This is a genomic window from Arthrobacter sp. 01T414 (assembly GCF_056398965.1).
This window is the reverse complement of record NZ_JBFTQK010000002.1, coordinates 380323-396706: the sequence shown is the minus strand read 5'-3', so window position 1 is coordinate 396706 and position 16384 is coordinate 380323. Positions and strand designations below refer to the sequence as shown.

Annotated in this window: 12 protein-coding genes; 10 read left to right on the top strand and 2 right to left on the bottom strand. The window is 67.8% G+C overall.

The features are described 5' to 3' along the window. Positions 1 to 50: 50 nt before the first annotated feature. Positions 51 to 551, bottom strand: a complete 501-nt coding sequence (locus AC1DK9_RS07280; protein WP_476915460.1) for an N-acetyltransferase family protein — start codon at positions 549 to 551, stop codon at positions 51 to 53. A 20-nt stretch (positions 552 to 571) separates the two neighbouring features. Further along, entirely contained in the window at positions 572 to 3118 is a 2547-nt protein-coding gene (locus AC1DK9_RS07275) for a DEAD/DEAH box helicase (RefSeq protein ID WP_476915459.1), read from the bottom strand. Positions 3119 to 3252: 134 nt separating this feature from the next. On the opposite strand from AC1DK9_RS07275, the gene AC1DK9_RS07270 reads away from it, so the two are divergent. The 10 genes from AC1DK9_RS07270 (at position 3253) to uvrC (ending at position 16345) form a co-directional block, all read left to right on the top strand. Further along, on the top strand, positions 3253 to 3936 hold the full coding sequence (locus AC1DK9_RS07270) for an NADPH-dependent F420 reductase (protein ID WP_476915458.1): 684 nt from the start codon (positions 3253 to 3255) through the stop codon (positions 3934 to 3936). After that, the gene (locus AC1DK9_RS07265) at positions 3936 to 4610 is read left to right on the top strand and encodes an alpha/beta hydrolase (RefSeq protein WP_476915457.1); all 675 of its coding nucleotides are present in this window, start codon (positions 3936 to 3938) and stop codon (positions 4608 to 4610) included. The genes AC1DK9_RS07270 and AC1DK9_RS07265 overlap by 1 nt, the downstream gene beginning before the upstream one ends. 83 nt (positions 4611 to 4693) lie before the next feature. Continuing rightward, a complete protein-coding gene (locus AC1DK9_RS07260; RefSeq protein WP_476915456.1) occupies positions 4694 to 5473 on the top strand; it encodes a trans-aconitate 2-methyltransferase in 780 nt (259 codons plus the stop codon). A gap of 202 nt (positions 5474 to 5675) precedes the next feature. Beyond that, positions 5676 to 7469, top strand: coding sequence for an ABC transporter ATP-binding protein (locus AC1DK9_RS07255; protein ID WP_476915455.1), 1794 nt, complete (start codon positions 5676 to 5678; stop codon positions 7467 to 7469). Positions 7470 to 7561: 92 nt separating this feature from the next. Continuing rightward, positions 7562 to 9340: an ABC transporter ATP-binding protein gene (locus AC1DK9_RS07250; protein ID WP_476860958.1), complete on the top strand. Its 1779-nt coding sequence runs from the start codon at positions 7562 to 7564 to the stop codon at positions 9338 to 9340. Beyond that, positions 9337 to 9729 (top strand): GntR family transcriptional regulator, encoded by a 393-nt coding sequence (locus tag AC1DK9_RS07245; protein ID WP_476915454.1) that lies wholly within the window; start codon positions 9337 to 9339, stop codon positions 9727 to 9729. Before AC1DK9_RS07250 ends, AC1DK9_RS07245 begins: the two co-directional genes overlap by 4 nt. Before the next feature lie 165 nt (positions 9730 to 9894). Further along, the gene (uvrA, locus tag AC1DK9_RS07240; protein ID WP_476860957.1) at positions 9895 to 12756 is read left to right on the top strand and encodes an excinuclease ABC subunit UvrA; all 2862 of its coding nucleotides are present in this window, start codon (positions 9895 to 9897) and stop codon (positions 12754 to 12756) included. Between the two features lie 123 nt (positions 12757 to 12879). Continuing rightward, positions 12880 to 13605, top strand: a complete 726-nt coding sequence (locus tag AC1DK9_RS07235; RefSeq protein WP_476915453.1) for an HAD hydrolase-like protein — start codon at positions 12880 to 12882, stop codon at positions 13603 to 13605. Next, the gene (locus AC1DK9_RS07230; protein WP_476860754.1) at positions 13592 to 14260 is read left to right on the top strand and encodes a lysophospholipid acyltransferase family protein; all 669 of its coding nucleotides are present in this window, start codon (positions 13592 to 13594) and stop codon (positions 14258 to 14260) included. The genes AC1DK9_RS07235 and AC1DK9_RS07230 overlap by 14 nt, the downstream gene beginning before the upstream one ends. A gap of 75 nt (positions 14261 to 14335) precedes the next feature. Beyond that, the gene (gene uvrC / locus AC1DK9_RS07225; RefSeq protein WP_476860753.1) at positions 14336 to 16345 is read left to right on the top strand and encodes an excinuclease ABC subunit UvrC; all 2010 of its coding nucleotides are present in this window, start codon (positions 14336 to 14338) and stop codon (positions 16343 to 16345) included. Positions 16346 to 16384: the final 39 nt, after the last annotated feature.

Sequence of the window (16384 nt, the reverse complement as noted above, 5' to 3'; positions counted from 1 at the left end):
GCCGCGCCTTGACGATGTGGGGGACGGCAGCGGTCCCCAGCTCAGCCGTGTCAGCCACGGGCGTTGGCCGTCCGGGCGCCCGCGAACGCGTCCAGGGCGTCGCCGGTGAGCCGGAAGGTGGACCACTCGTCCATCGGGGCGGCGCCGAGGTTCTTGTAGAAGGCGATCGAGGGCTCGTTCCAGTCCAGCACGCTCCACTCAACCCGGGCATAGCCGCGCTCGACGGCGGTGGCCGCCAGATGCTGCAGCAGCGCCTTCCCGTGTCCGGCGCCGCGGGCCTCGGGCATGACGTAGAGATCCTCGAGGTAGATCCCGTGCACGCCTTCCCAGGTGGAGTAGTTCAGGAACCACAGAGCGAAGCCCTGGACGTCGCCGGCCTCGTTCTCGGCCATGGTGGCGTACACGCGAGGGTTCTCGCCGAACAGCACCTCCGTGAGCATCTCCGGGGTGTTGCGGACGGCGTCCGGTTCCTTCTCGTAGATGGCCAGGTCGTGGATCATCTGCAGGATGGCGGGGACGTCGTGGGGCGTGGCCGGGCGGATTACACTCATGGTCGCCAGTTTACTAGCGGCTACAGGCGGTTCACGTCCGTCACGCGTACGACGGCGGTGCCGGTTTCGTCCGAAGCGGCCAGGTCTACCTCGGCAGAGATGCCCCAGTCGTGGTTGCCGGCCGGGTCGTCGAAGATCTGCCGGACCTTCCAGACGCCCGGTTCCTCGGTGATAATCAGCAGGCCCGGCCCGCGCGCGTCCGGGCCGGTCCCGATGTCCTGGTGCTCTTCGAAGTAGTCGTCCAGCGCGTCCTCCCAGCGCTCCGCGCCCCAGCCGGAACCGCCGTCGAGTTCGCCCAGCGCGGTAGCGGCTTCATCCGCGAAGAGCTCCACCCGCCGGAACATCTCGTTGCGGACCATGACCCGGAAGGCACGGATATTGGAGGTCAGCGACGGCGGCGGGGGCGGCGGGGCATCATGCGGGGTCGGGGCGGCGCCGGAGGTAAGTTCCTCCCATTCGTCCAGCAGGCTCGAGTCGACCTGGCGGACCAACTCGCCGAGCCAGGCGATGAGGTCCTCAAGGTCCTCACGCAGCGCGTCCTGCGGCACGGTCTGGCGCAGGGCCTTGAAGCCGTCGGCCAGGTAGCGCAGCACGATGCCCTCGGAGCGGGCCAGGCCGTAGAACTGGACGAATTCGCCGAAGTTCATCGCGCGTTCGTACATGTCCCGGATGACCGATTTGGGGGCGAGTTCGAAGTCGCCGATCCACGGAGCGGCCTTGCGGTACACATCGAACGCCTCGCCGAGGATCTCCGCGAGCGGCTGCGGGTAGGTCACTTCCTCGAGCATGGCCATCCGCTGGTCGTACTCGATCCCGTCGGCCTTCATCGCGGCGATGGCTTCCCCTCGGGCCTTCTTCTGCTGGGCGGAGATGATCTGCCGCGGCTTCTCCAACGTCGACTCGATCACCGAGACGACGTCGAGGGCGTACGACGGCGACTCCGGATCCAGCAGTTCGAGCGCTGCCAAGGCGAAGGGGGAGAGCGGCTGGTTCAGGGCGAAGTTCGCCTGCAGGTGGACGGTGAGCCGGACGCTGCGCCCGTCCGGGCCCTGCTCCGCGGGCGGGATGCGTTCGACGACGCCGGCGGCCAGCAGTTCGCGGTAGATGCCCAGTGCCTTCTTCATCAGCTGCAGCTGCGCGGCACGCGTCTCGTGGTTTTCCGTCAGCAGCCGGCGGGCGGCCTTGAACGGATCGCCCGGGCGTTCCATCAGGTTCATCAGCATCGCGTGCGTGACGGTGAAGCTGGAGCTCAGCGGGTCCGGCACGGAATCGACCAGCCGCTTGTAGGTGGGTTCGCCCCAGGAAACGAAGCCTTCCGGCGGCTTCTTCTTGACCACCTGGCGGAGCTTCTTCTGGTCGTCGCCGAACTTCGCCGTGGCCTTGGCCATCGCCTTGACGTTTTCGATCACATGCTCGGGGGCCTGGACCACCACCGTGCCGGCGGTGTCATACCCGGCCCGGCCCGCCCGGCCCGCGATCTGGTGGAACTCGCGCGAATTCAACAGGCGGGTGCGGACGCCGTCGTACTTGCTCAGCGCCGTCAGCAGGACCGTGCGGATGGGGACGTTGATCCCGACGCCGAGGGTGTCCGTGCCGCAGATGACCTTGAGCAGGCCCGCCTGGGCGAGTTGCTCCACGAGCCGGCGGTACTTGGGCAGCATCCCGGCGTGGTGCACGCCGATGCCGTGCCGGACCAGCCGGTTGAGGGTCTTGCCGAAGCCCGCGGCGAAACGAAACCCGGCGATCAACTCGGCGATCTTGTCCTTTTCCTCCCGGGTGCACACATTGATGCTCATCAGGTTCTGGGCGCGGTCGATCGCCTCAAGCTGGCTGAAGTGCACCACATAGACGGGCACCTGTTTGGTGGAGAGCAACTCCTCCAGGGTCTCGTGCACGGGGGTCTGCTGGTAGTAGAAGTGCAACGGAATGGGCCGTTCCGCGGAACTGACGGTCGTCGTCGGGCGCCCGGTCAGTTCGGTGATGCCCTCCTCGAAGCGGCTGACGTCGCCCAGGGTGGCGGACATCAGCAGGAACTGCGCCTGCGGAAGTTCCAGCAGCGGCACCTGCCAGGCCCAGCCGCGTTGCGGATCGGAGTAGAAGTGGAACTCGTCCATGATGACGGCGCCAAGGTCCGCGTTCGAGCCCTCGCGCAGGGCGATGTTCGCCAGGATTTCCGCCGTGCAGCAGATGATGGGCGCGTCCTGGTTGACGCCGGAATCGCCGGTGATCATGCCGACGTTTTCCGCCCCGAAGATCTCGCACAGGGCGAAGAATTTCTCCGAGACGAGGGCCTTGATCGGAGCGGTGTAGTAGCTGCGGGCCCCTCGCGTCATCGCCTGGAAGTGCGCTGCGATGGCCACCAGCGACTTGCCGGACCCGGTGGGCGTCGCCAGGATCACGTTGGCGCCGGCTGCGAGCTCCATGACCGCCTCGTCCTGCGCTGCGTACAGGGCCAGCCCGCGGCTCTCGGTCCATTCGACAAACCGGGTGTAGAGCTCGTCCGGATCGAGCGCGTGCCTGCCGGGAACGCGGGCGGCCGGGGCGGGGAGCTGATCAACAAGTTTCATTGCCTTCCAGCTTAGTGGCCCGGGGCGCTGCCGGTGGGCTACTCCCAAGGACCAACACTTGAACATTCAATCAAGTGGGCGTACGTTAGTTGTAGCTTCAACTAACACCCTATTTCCCAGCAGAAAGGAAACTGATGAACGACCTCTTGGCCCGCCTCTTTGGAAAGAAGAATCCCATGATCGACATCACCATCATCGGCAACGGAAACATGGCCCGGGGCATCGCCACCCGCGCCCACGCGGCAGGCCGCAGCGTGGAGATCCTCGGCCAGGACGCGGCCAAGGCCCAGGCGCTGGCCGAAAGCCTGGGCAACGGTGCGCGCTTCGGCACCACCGCCGACGCACCCCAGGGGGACATCGTCGTCCTGGCCATCCCCTTCGATGCCGCCAAGTCGGTGGTCACCAGCTACGGCGGGAGCCTCGCGGGCAAGACGCTCGTGGACATCACCAATCCGGTGAACTTTGAGACCTTTGACTCCCTCGTCGTGGATCCCGGGACTTCCGCCGCGGAGGAAATTGCCGCGCTTGCCCCCTCCGGCGCCAATGTGGTCAAGGCCTTCAACACCACCTTCGCCGGAACCCTGCTGGCCGGTGAATCCGCCGGCCAGCCCCTGGATGTCTTCATTGCCGGAGACGACGCCAACGCCACCGGGGCGGTCAGCAGCTTCGTTGGCGATGCCGGTATGCGGCCGATCGTGGTCGGTCCGCTCAAGCGCGCCCGCGAACTGGAAGGCTTCCAGTTCGTGCTGATGACCCTCCAGGCAAACTCCGAGTTCGCCGACTTCAACTGGAACACCGGCCTGAAGGTCACCAAGTAATGCCCGCCGCACACAGTGCCCCCGTGGTGGCGTCTGCTGGTTCGACCGACCCGGCGGCGCCCTTGGTGGTGCTCCTGCATGGACGCGGTTCCAATGAGCTTGGCATCATCGGCCTCGCCGAGCAGCTGCCGGCCGGTCCCGCCTACGCCGCCGTCCGGGCGCCGATTGCCGAGGGCGGCGGTTACGCCTGGTTCGCCAACCGCGGCATCGGCCGCCCGGTTGCGGAGTCGCTGACCGAAACAATGGCCTGGTTCCGGGCATGGCTTGACGCGGCAGCCCCTGACGGCCGGCCCGTTGTGCTGGTCGGTTTCAGCGGCGGTGCGGCCTTTGCCGGCGGCCTGCTGCTCGCCGATCCCCAGCGTTATGCCGGCGCGGCCATCCTTTATGGCACCCTCCCGTTCGACGCGGGCGTTCCCGTGGCCCCGGCCGGCTTGGCGGGCGTTCCGGTCTTCGTCGCCCAGGGCGATCAGGACCGGGTCATCCCGGCGGAGCTGCTGGAGCGCACATGGCGGTACCTCCACACGGAATCCGGGGCGGCCGCCCGCGGGCGCCGTGATCCCGGTGGCCATGGCATCACCGGCCAGACCCTGGCAGAGCTCGGCCGCTGGATCGAGGAAAACCTTGCTCCCTTCTACCCGGCGGATACGGCAGCGGCTACCGACGCCGCGCGCTGAGCCGTTTTCGCCGCGCCGCCGGGCCGACACGCCTCCGGAGGGCTAGGCTTCCGCTGACAGAGCCATGGGAAGCGGAGGAACGCGTGAAGTGGGATCCAGCCAAGTACGTGCAATTCGGGGACTATAGGGACCGGCCGTTTTTCGACCTGACCGCCCGCATCCATGCCGAGGCACCGCGGCACGTCGTCGACCTTGGCTGTGGACCGGGCAGCCTGACCGCCACGCTGGCGGCGCGCTGGCCGGGCGCCGCCGTGCAGGGGCTCGACTCCTCCGCCGAGATGCTCGAGAAGGCGGCGGCCAGCGGGGCGGGGGCGGACAACCTTGCCTTTGGCCTGGCGGACATTGCCGACTGGATGCCGACGCCGGACACCGACGTCGTGGTCACGAACGCGGCACTGCAGTGGGTGCCCGGGCACCGGGAGCTGCTGACCCGCTGGCTCGCGGCATTGCGTCCGGGGGCGTGGTTCGCGCTTCAGGTCCCGGGCAACTTCAGCTCACCCTCACACACCCTGATGCGGAGCCTTGCTGGCTCGGACGAGTGGTCCGGCCGGCTGGTAGGCGTGCTGCGCCACGACGACGTCGTGGCCGAACCTGCCGCGTATCTGGAGCTGATGCTTGATGCGGGGTGCGACGCCGACGCCTGGGAGACCACTTACCTCCAGCTCCTGCCGGGAGAGGACCCGGTGCTCGAATGGGTGCGGGGGACCGGCCTACGCCCGGTGCTGGCCGCGCTCACGGCGGAGGAGGCGGGCCGCTTCGAGCGGGAGTATGCGCGGCTGCTGAGGGAGGCTTATCCGCCCGGTGAGCACGGGACGGTTTTCCCCTTCCGGAGGATCTTCGCCGTGGCTCGCAAGCGCGGTTGAGCGGGGTAGATCCCGGTCGCCGCCGGGCGGTGCGGGAGGGCAATTCGTCCGCCACCCGAGCCATTTGACGAATGTGACACGCCGTATGACAACAAACGGAGTGTGATCGGGCTTACAATGACAAGGCGGTCTGGGGGCGGCCGCGTTCTGGTCCTAGTCCGAGCCCTGTTCTAGCGATGGAGGTTCGGTGCTACTTCGCCTGATGGGGCGCTTACTCGTCGCCCACAGGATGACCGTCCTGGCCATCATCGGCCTGCAGCTGCTGCAGACCACCGCCAACCTGATGCTTCCCACCCTGAATGCGGCCATCATCGACGACGGGATCGTGGCCGGCGACACACGTGTAATCCTGCGGCTGGGCGGCTGGATGGCGGCCGTCGCCGTTCTCCAGGTCGGGACCGCCATCGCCGCCGGCTACCTCGGCGCCGTCGTCGCCATGCGCGTGGGCCGCGAGCTTCGCGAGGAACTGTTCGCCAAGGTCCAGACCTTTTCCTCGCAGGAGGTCGGCGCGTTCGGGGCGCCGAGCCTTGTCACCCGGGCCATCAATGACGTCACGCAGATCCAGAACCTCACCGTCCTGGTCTTCATCATGCTCGTCGCTGCGCCCGCCAGCTTCATCGGCGGCATCGTGCTTGCAGCCCGCCAGGACCTTCCACTCTCCGGGATCGTCGCCGCGGTGATTCCGGTGCTGGCCGGGCTCATGCTGTTGATAGTGCGCCGGCTGATTCCGCTGTACCGGCGGGGCCAGGAACTTATCGACCGGATCAGCCGGGTGCTGCGGGAACAGATCATCGGCGCCAACGTCATCCGGGGCTTCGTCCGGCAGGAGCACGAGATCCGGCGCTTCGACGCCGCCAACCGGGACCTCACCCGGAACAACCTGGACTCGGCCCTGCTGGTGGCCGGCATGAACCCGATGATCATGGTCGTGGTGAACCTGTCCTCCGTCGCGGTGGTCTGGTTCGGCGGCCACCGGATCCAGTCCGGAGACATGCGCCTGGGCGCCCTGACGGCCTTCATCGCCTACATCCTGCAAATCCTGATCGCCATCATGATGGCGATGTACGTCTTCACCACGGCGCCCCGCGCCGCCGCCTGCGCCGAGCGCATCCAGGCGGTTCTCGACACCGAGCCCGCCATCGGCGGTCCGGATCCGGCCGCCCAGCCGCCAGAGCCGGACCCGGCGGCCCCACCGGTCCACGGCCCGGACCACGCCTTGGACCACGGCCCCGTCCCCGCAAGCACGGTGCCCGCAGGCGCGGTCGAGTTCCGCGACGTCGCTTTCGCCTACCCGGGGGCCGAAGCCCCCGTCCTCAGTGGGGTCACGTTCAGCGCCGCTCCCGGAACCACGACGGCGGTCATCGGCGCCACCGGCAGCGGCAAGACCACGCTGCTGAACCTGTTGCCGCGCCTCCTCGACCCGACGGCGGGCAGCATCAGCATCGGGGGCCGCGGGATTCGCTCGCTTCCGTTGGCGGAGCTGCGCTGCCTGATTTCCATGGTGCCGCAGCACTCCTACCTCTTCTCCGGGACCCTCGCGGATAACCTGCGAATGGGCCGCCCGGACGCGAGCGACGCCGAACTCTGGCGGGCCCTGCAGACGGCACAGGCCGAAGATTTCGTCAGCGAGCTCCCCGGCGGCCTCGACTCGCCGGTCAGCCAGGGCGGCACCAACTTCTCGGGCGGCCAGCGCCAGCGTCTGTGCATCGCCCGGGCGCTGCTTCGGCCCGCTCCCGTCTACCTTTTCGACGACAGTTTCTCCGCCCTCGACTACGGCACCGACGAGAGGCTTCGCGCCGCCCTGGAGCCGGCGCTGCGGGAGGCCACGGTGCTGGTCGTGGCGGAACGCGTGTCCACGATCGAGGAGGCTGACCTGATCCTTGTGCTGGAGGAGGGCCGGCTCGTGGCCCAAGGCACCCATCGGGAGCTGATGGAGTCGTCGCGTACCTACCAGGAGATTGCCGCCTCCCAGCTGGTCCTGGAGGAGACCCCGTGAGCGCGGACTTCGCCGCCCCGGCACGGACGGCTGCCGCTAAATGGCGGACCGCCGGGAGGCTCCTGGGCCTCCTGAAGCCGGTGCGCCGCCGCATGGCCGGTGTCATCGCCGCCACCTGCGCCTTCGCGGCGCTGAACGTGGCGGCACCCAAATACCTCGGCGACGCCACCGACGTCGTGGTGGCAAGCGTCGTCGGGGGTCCCTTCGATGAACAGAGGCTCGGCCGGCTGCTGCTCGAAGTCGCGTTGATGTACCTTGGCGCCTCCCTGTTCAGCTGGATCCAGGGCGCCCTTACCGCCACGGCCGTGCAGCGGCTGAGCTACGGGCTCCGGGCCTCCGTGGAACGAAAGCTCCACGTGCTTCCATCCAGCCATTTCGACGACCAGCACCGCGGCGACGTGCTCAGCCGGGCCACCAACGACGTCGACAACGTCTCGCAGGCGCTCAATCAGCTGCTCAACCAGCTGATCATGTCGGTGCTGATGCTCTCCGGCGCCTTGGCCCTGATGTTATGGCTGTCCCCGCTACTGGCAGTGATCGCCCTGGCCTCGGTCCCGCTCTCCACCCTGATCACCGTGCTCGTGGCGCGGAGGTCGCAGGCGCATTTCACCGAGCAGTGGGCCGGCACCGGCGAACTCAACGCGCACCTGGAGGAATTCTTCACCGGGCACGAGGTGATCAAGGTCTTTGGCCGCCAGGAGAACGCCGCGGAGATTTTCGCCGGGAGCAACCAGCGGCTCTTCCGGGCGGCGTCCAGCGCGCAGTATCTCTCCGGCGTCGTGCAGCCCCTGATGATCTTCGTCTCCAACCTCAACTACATCGCTGTCGCCGTGATCGGCGCGCTCCAGGTGGCCGCCGGCAGCATGACGATCGGCGGTGTCCAGGCCTTCATCCAGTTCAGCAGGCTCTTCAGCCAGCCGATGGGCCAGATCGGCGGGATGCTAAACCTGATGCAGTCCTGCGTGGCCTCCGCCGAGCGCGTCTTCGCGCTGCTGGACGCGCCCGAAATCCCGTCGGATGCTGCGGAACCTGCCGCCGGAGCGGCGCGTGCCGCGGCCGTCCGCGCCGTCAATGAGCGCGCCGCTGGCGCCGAGCCGCCGGCGCCCGCGGGCCGGGTCACCTTCGAGGGCGCGACCTTCGGCTACAGCCCCGGCAAGCCCGTCGTGGAGGACCTTTCCTTCACTGCCGAGCCGGGCCAGACAGTGGCGATCGTGGGACCCACCGGGGCCGGCAAGACCACGGTGGTGAACCTCCTGATGCGGTTCTACGAGCTGGACTCCGGACGGATCACGGTGGACGGAATCGACATTGCCGACATGCCGCGCGACACGTTGCGGTCGGTCTTCGGCACCGTGACGCAGGACGCCTGGCTGTTCACGGGCAGCATCAGGGAGAACATCGAGTACGGCCGGCCCGGCGCCAGCGACGGCGAGATCATGGCCGCGGCGCAGTCCAGCCATGTGGACCAGTTCGTCCGCGCACTCCCGGCCGGCTACGCCACCATGCTCGGCAACGACGGCGACTCCCTGAGCCGCGGCCAGCGCCAACTTATCTCGATCGCGCGTGCTCAGCTGGCCGGACGCAGCGTCCTGATCCTCGATGAGGCCACGAGCTCGGTGGACAGCCGCACGGAAGTGCAGATCCGGAACGCCATGGCCAAGCTTCGGCAGGGCCGCACCAGCTTCGTCGTCGCCCACCGCTTGTCCACGGTCCGGGACGCTGATCTAATTCTGGTCATGGACCACGGACGGATAGTTGAGCAGGGCAACCACCAGGAACTAATGGCCGGGGGCGGTTTCTACGCCGCGCTCTACCGGGCCCAGTTCGCCGGCCGCGAACAGGCCGAGGCTGTCCTGGAGCCCGAACTGTGAGCTCCGCCGAACGTGCCGCGGCGCAGTTCCCGGGCAGTTGGAAGCCCAACACCGGCAGCTCGGTGCCGCTCTTCGAACAGCTCCGGCTGAATATCATCGAGCAGGCGGACAACGGCACCCTGGCGCCGGGCACCCGCCTGCCCGCCGTCCGCAGCCTCGCCGGCGAACTGGGGGTCGCGCCGCACACCGTGGCGCGCGCCTACAAGGAACTTGAGGCGGCCGGCGTCGTCGCCACCCGCGGCCGGAACGGAACCGTCGTCTGCGCCCGGGACGAGGCCTGGGGCTCCCTCACCGCTGCCGCTTCGGAGTACGCGGCGGCGGCCAAAGCGCAGGGCGCCAGCTTCGCCGAGGCCGTTCGACTGCTCGCCGCAGCGTACGACCGCCAATAGCACACCCGACGCCCGAATAGATATTCGAAGAAGTTTTCGATTAGCATTGGAGGCGTGCCTAAAGCCGTAGCTGAAGAACCTGCCGTTGATGTCCAGCCTGCCGCCGTTCCGGTGAAGTCCGGAAAAGCGGGCGGCTCCCGCTCGTCCAGCCCGGCCTCCTCGGCCGTGGAGCTGGCCCGCCCGGACCTGTCCCGACTCGTCGTGAAGGGCGCGCGCGAACATAACCTGCGCAATGTCGACCTCGACCTGCCGCGGGACGCGATGATTGTCTTCACCGGCCTGTCCGGCTCCGGAAAGTCCTCGCTCGCCTTCGACACCATCTTCGCCGAGGGGCAGCGGCGCTACGTGGAGTCGCTCTCCGCCTACGCCCGCCAGTTCCTGGGCCAGGTGGACAAGCCCGACGTCGACTTCATCGAGGGCCTCTCGCCGGCCGTGTCGATCGACCAGAAGTCCACCAGCAAGAACCCCCGTTCCACCGTGGGTACCATCACCGAGATCTACGACTACATGCGCCTGCTCTGGGCCCGGGTGGGACGCCCGCACTGCCCCGTCTGTGGCGAGCCGGTCACCAAGCAGACCCCGCAGCAGATCGTTGACCAGCTCCTGGAGCTGCCTGAGGGCACCCGGTTCCAGGTGCTGGCGCCGGTGGTCCGCGGCCGCAAGGGCGAATTTGTCGAACTGTTCAAGGAACTCACGGCGAAGGGCTACTCGCGGGCCAGGGTGGACGACAAGCTGATCCAGCTCAGCGATCCGCCCAAGCTTGGCAAACAGTTCAAGCACACCATCGAGGTGGTCGTGGACCGCCTGGTGGTCAAGGAGGGTATCAGCCAGCGACTCACCGACTCGGTCGAGACCGCCCTGGGGCTCGCCGAGGGCCGCGTGCTGGCCGAATTCGTTGACCTCGAGGCGGACGACCCGGAGCGGATCCGGGCCTTCTCCGAGCACCTCGCCTGCCCCAACGAGCATCCGCTGGCGATCGATGAGATCGAACCCCGCTCGTTCTCCTTCAACAACCCCTTCGGCGCCTGCTCCGCCTGCAGCGGCATCGGCACCAAGCTCGAGGTTGATGAGGAACTCCTCATCCCCAACCCGGAGCTCTCGCTCTCCGAGGGCGCCATCGCCCCGTGGTCGCTCGGCACCGCCACTACCGAGTACTGGAACCGGCTGCTCGGCGGCCTGGCCAAGGAAATCGGCTTCAAGATGACGACGCCGTGGGAGAAGCTCTCCAATGAGGCCCGGCAGACCGTGCTGCACGGCAAGGACCACAAGGTTGTGGTGCAGTACCGCAACCGCTTCGGCCGGGAACGCAAGTACAGCACCGGCTTCGAGGGCGTCGTGCAGTACGTGCACCGCAAGCACACGGAGACGGATTCAGACTCGGCGCGGGACCGCTACGAGGAGTACATGCGCCAGGTTCCGTGCCCCGCCTGCAACGGTGCCCGGCTGAACCCGGCGTCGCTGTCGGTCCTGATCAACGGCAAATCGATTGCCGAGGTCGCCGCGCTGCCGATGCGCGAATGCGCGCACTTCCTCGACACCCTGGTCCTCAGCGGCCGTGAGGCCCAGATCGCGCACCAGGTCCTCAAGGAGATCCAGGCGCGCCTGACCTTCCTGCTCGACGTCGGCCTCGAGTACCTGAACCTGGAACGGCCCTCCGGCACCCTGTCCGGCGGCGAAGCCCAGCGCATCCGCCTGGCCACCCAGATCGGCTCCGGGCTGGTCGGCGTGCTGTACGTCCTCGACGAGCCCTCCATCGGCCTGCACCAGCGCGACAACCGGCGCCTGATCGAGACCCTCACCCGGCTCCGCGACCTCGGCAACACGCTGATCGTGGTCGAGCACGACGAGGACACCATCCACGAGGCCGACTGGGTGGTGGACATCGGACCCGGCGCCGGCGAGCACGGCGGCAAGGTGGTCCACTCCGGCTCCTACCAGGACCTGTTGAAGAACACCGAGTCCCTGACCGGCGACTACCTCTCCGGGCGCAAGTCCATCGAGGTGCCGAAGAAGCGCCGCAAGTACGACAAGAAGCGCGAGCTGAAGGTCGTCGGCGCCAAGGAAAACAACCTCACGAACGTGGACGCGGCCTTCCCGCTGGGCCTCTTCACTGCCGTCACCGGCGTCAGCGGCTCCGGCAAGTCCACCCTGGTCAACGAGATCCTCTACAAGGTGCTCGCCAACAAGCTCAACGGCGCCAAGCAGGTCGCCGGCCGGCACAAGACCGTGCAGGGCCTTGAGCACCTCGACAAGGTGGTGCACGTGGACCAGAGCCCCATCGGCCGCACCCCGCGCTCCAACCCGGCCACCTACACGGGCGTCTTCGACCACATCCGGAAGCTCTTCGCCGAGACCACCGAAGCGAAAGTCCGCGGCTACATGCCCGGGCGCTTCTCCTTCAACGTCAAGGGCGGGCGCTGCGAGGCCTGCTCCGGCGACGGCACGCTGAAGATCGAGATGAACTTCCTGCCGGACGTGTACGTGCCCTGCGAGGTCTGCCACGGTGCGCGCTACAACCGCGAAACCCTTGAGGTGCACTACAAGGGCAAGACCATCGCGGACGTGCTGAACATGCCGATCGAAGAGGGCGCCGAGTTCTTCGCCGCGTTCTCGCCGATTGCCCGGCACCTGAAGACCCTGGTCGACGTCGGCCTCGGTTACGTCCGGCTCGGCCAGCCTGCCACGACGCTCTCCGGCGGCGAGGCGCAGCGCGTCAAGCTGGCTGCGGAGCTGCAGAAGCGCTCCAACGGCCGCAGCGTCTACGTCCTCGACGAACCCACCACCGGGCTCCACTTCGAGGACATCCGCAAGCTGCTGATGGTCCTGCAGGGCCTAGTAGAAAAGGGCAACACCGTGATCACGATCGAGCACAACCTCGACGTCATCAAGAGCGCGGACTGGATCGTGGACCTGGGACCCGACGGCGGTTCCGGCGGCGGCCGGATCGTCGCCTCCGGCACGCCGGAGCAGGTCGCCAAGTCCAAGGACAGCCACACGGCGGCGTTCCTGGCCGACATCCTCGGCTGACCCGGGCCGCCGGCTAGCCTCCGCGGGAATCACCCGCGGAGGCGTCAGCCCCAACCGGCCCGATGCATTCCCCTAGGGGTATGCGGGTTTTTGGCATACGTGCCGCCGTGAGAAACTAAGCCGGTGACCCAGACAACCGTGCCCGTGATCTTTGACCTGGACGGCACTCTTGTCGATCCGGCCGACGGCATCTCCGGAGGGGTTGCCGTGGCCCTGAGGGAACTCGGGCTTGCCGTGCCCGGGCGTGAACGGCTGAACGCGATGATCGGTCCCAAGCTCAGCCATTCGCTCGTGGACATCGCCGGCGTCCCGGTTGAGTTGCTGGACGACGCGATCCGGATCTACCGCGCCCACTACCTCTCCACCGGCATCGCGCAGGGCCGCGTCTACGAGGGTGTCCGTGCACTGCTTGAGTCCTACGTCCACGCGGGGCGGCCGATTGCCGTCGCCACCCAAAAGCCCGAGCACCTTGCCCGAATCGTCCTGGAACACCACGGCCTCGCCGGACTGTTCCGCGCCATCCGCGGTTCCGCGGCCGACGAGTCCGCCGTCGCCTCCGGACCGGCCGGAAAGGCCGGGATCATCGCGGCCGCGCTGGCAGATCTTGGAACCGGGGACGCCGTCATGGTGGGGGACCGGGCGCAGGATGTCGCCGGAGCGGCGGCCAACGGCCTGGAATGCATCGGGGTAGGCTGGGGTTTTGCGCTCGACGGCGAACTCCGCGATGCGGGCGCAGCGGCGGTGGTGCACAGCACCTCCGCCCTCCACGAAACTATTGTCAGGCTGGACGCCGTCCGTGCCGACACCCTGCAGACCCTGAACGAGGTGCACACCGATGGCAATGTTTGACGCGATCCGCTGGACCACGCGGGGGCTGGTCAGTTCGACCTGCCGCCCCACGGTCGTCGGACTCGAGAACGTGCCGAAGAGCGGCCCGTTCATCGTGGCGCCGAACCACCTCTCCTTCCTGGACAGTGTGATTGTCCAGGCCCTCATGCCGCGGCCCGTGGCGTTCTTCGCGAAGGCGGAGTATTTCACCACCGGCGGCATCAAGGGCAAGGTCATGAAGTCTTTCTTCGAGGCCGTGGGTTCCATCCCGGTGGAGCGCGGCGAGCAGGCAGCCAGCGTGCAGGCCTTGAAGACGCTGCTGGAGATCCTCGACGCCGGCAAGGGCGTGGGCATCTACCCGGAGGGCACCCGCTCCCGCGACGGCATCCTGTACCGCGGCCGCACCGGCGTCGGCTGGCTGGCCCTGACCACGGGCGCCCCGGTGATCCCGGTGGGACTGATCGGCACCGAAAACCTGCAGCCCGCGGACAGCAACAAGATCACCCCGCAGCACTTCACCATGAAGGTGGGCGAGCCGCTCTACTTCGACAAGACCGGCCCGGATCACTCGCTGCCGGCGCGGCGCCAGGTCACCGACCGGATCATGGACGCCATCGCGGAACTCAGCGGGCAGCAGAGGGCCACCACGTACAACCAGAGCAAGAGCGTCGAGTAGTCCGGGCGTGCCGCCCGGGCGCGCCGCGGGCCGGTACGGTCGGATCCGTACCGGCCGGCTCAGTAGAATGGACTAGTGGCAAATCCAGCTAGTTACCGCCCCCAGACGGGGGAGATCCCGACCAACCCGGGTGTATACCGGTTCCGCGACCCGCACGGCCGGGTCATTTACGTCGGCAAGGCCAAGAACCTCCGCTCCCGGCTGAACTCCTACTTTGCCAACCCCGCAGGCCTGCTGCCCAAGACCTACGCGATGGTGCACACCGCCAGCAGCGTGGAATGGACCGTCGTCGGCAGCGAGCTGGAATCCCTGCAGCTCGAATACACCTGGATCAAAGAATTCAAGCCGCGGTTCAACGTCATGTTCCGCGACGACAAGTCCTACCCCTACCTGGCCGTCACCATGGGGGAGAAGTACCCCCGGGTACAGGTCCTGCGCGGCGAACGGCGCAAGGGCACCCGGTACTTCGGCCCGTACACAGCCGGCGCCATCCGCGACACCATGGACACCCTGCTGCGGGTCTTCCCGGTCCGCAGCTGCAGCCCCGGCGTCCTCAAACGCGCCGAAGCCAGCGGCCGGCCGTGCCTCCTCGGCTACATCGACAAGTGCGCCGCGCCCTGCGTCGGCCGCATCTCCGCGGAGGACCACCGCGCCTTGGCCGAAGACTTCTGCGCCTTCATGGGCGGCGAAGCCAAACGCTTCGTCTCCCGGCTGGAGAAGGACATGGCCGCCGCCGTCGCCGAACTCGACTACGAACGCGCCGCCCGGGTACGCGATGACATCATCGCGCTGAAGAAAGTCTTCGAGCGCAACGCCGTCGTTCTGGCCGAAGACACCGACGCCGACGTGTTCGCCCTGCACGAGGACGAGCTCGAAGCCGCCGTGCAGGTCTTCCACGTCCGCGGCGGCCGGATCCGCGGCCAGCGCGGCTGGGTGGTGGAAAAGGTCGAGGACTCCACCACGCCCGACCTTGTCGAACACCTGCTCCAGCAGGTCTACGGCGAAGAAGGCGAAAGCCAGGGCCGGATGCCCCGCGAGGTGCTGGTTCCGGCCGAGCCCAGCAACGCCGCCGAGCTCGCCCAATGGCTCAGCGGCCTGCGCGGCGCCCGGGTGGACATCCGCGTCCCGCAGCGCGGGGACAAGGCCACCCTGCTATCCACGGTCCGGGACAACGCCGAACACGCCCTCAAGCTCCATAAGTCACGCCGGGCCGGCGACATCACCATGCGTTCCCAGGCGCTGCAGGAACTGCAGGAGGCCCTGGATCTTCCGGACGCGCTGATGCGGATCGAATGCTTCGACATCTCGCACATCCAGGGCACCAACGTGGTCGGCTCCATGGTGGTGGTCGAAGACGGACTGCCGAAGAAATCCGACTACCGGAAATTCTCGGTCACCGGAGCGGCTGCCAACGACGACACGGCCGCGATGCATGACGTCCTGACGCGCCGCTTCCGGAACTATCTGCAGGAACAGGCCGAGAAGACGGCCGACAATTCAAGCCCCCTGGCCGCCGCCCAGGCGGCCGCCGTGGCCGACACCCCCGTATCGGACACCACGACGCCGGCGCCGCGGACGAAGTTCGCCTACCCGCCCAACCTCGTCGTCGTCGACGGCGGCAAGCCCCAGGTCAACGCCGCAGCGAAGGCCCTGGCAGAGCTCGGCATCCAGGACGTCTACGTGGTGGGACTCGCCAAGCGGCTCGAAGAGGTCTGGCTGCCGGACAGCGACTTCCCGGTCATCCTGCCGCGCGCCTCGGCCGGGCTCTACCTGCTGCAGCGGATCCGCGACGAGGCGCACCGCTTCGCCATTTCCTTCCACCGGCAAAAGCGCGGCAAGGCGATGACCGTCTCCGCCCTCGACGGCGTGCCCGGCCTTGGCGACTCGAAGCGCAAGGCGCTCCTGAACCAGTTCGGCTCGGTGAAAAGCATCAAGGCCGCGACGGTGGAGGAGCTGACCGCAGCCAAGGGGGTCGGGCCGGCCCTCGCCGGCGCCATCGTGCGGCATTTCAACGCCGAGGACGGCGCGGAAGAGCCCGCTGCTCCCGCCATCAACATGACGACCGGCGAAATCCTCGAAACTTAGCTAGGGCCGGCAATCTTAGCTAGGGTAAGGAGCTGAGGT

What these genes read in the sequence shown, in the direction of transcription:
- AC1DK9_RS07265 (WP_476915457.1), top strand. Translation starts at nt 3,936, where the DNA reads ATGCCCGCCGCACACAGTGCCCCCGTGGTGGCGTCTGCTGGTTCGACC.
- AC1DK9_RS07275 (WP_476915459.1), bottom strand. Translation starts at nt 3,118, where the DNA reads ATGAAACTTGTTGATCAGCTCCCCGCCCCGGCCGCCCGCGTTCCCGGC.
- AC1DK9_RS07280 (WP_476915460.1), bottom strand. Translation starts at nt 551, where the DNA reads ATGAGTGTAATCCGCCCGGCCACGCCCCACGACGTCCCCGCCATCCTG.
- AC1DK9_RS07255 (WP_476915455.1), top strand. Translation starts at nt 5,676, where the DNA reads ATGGGGCGCTTACTCGTCGCCCACAGGATGACCGTCCTGGCCATCATC.
- AC1DK9_RS07230 (WP_476860754.1), top strand. Translation starts at nt 13,592, where the DNA reads ATGGCAATGTTTGACGCGATCCGCTGGACCACGCGGGGGCTGGTCAGT.
- AC1DK9_RS07250 (WP_476860958.1), top strand. Translation starts at nt 7,562, where the DNA reads ATGGCCGGTGTCATCGCCGCCACCTGCGCCTTCGCGGCGCTGAACGTG.
- AC1DK9_RS07270 (WP_476915458.1), top strand. Translation starts at nt 3,253, where the DNA reads ATGAACGACCTCTTGGCCCGCCTCTTTGGAAAGAAGAATCCCATGATC.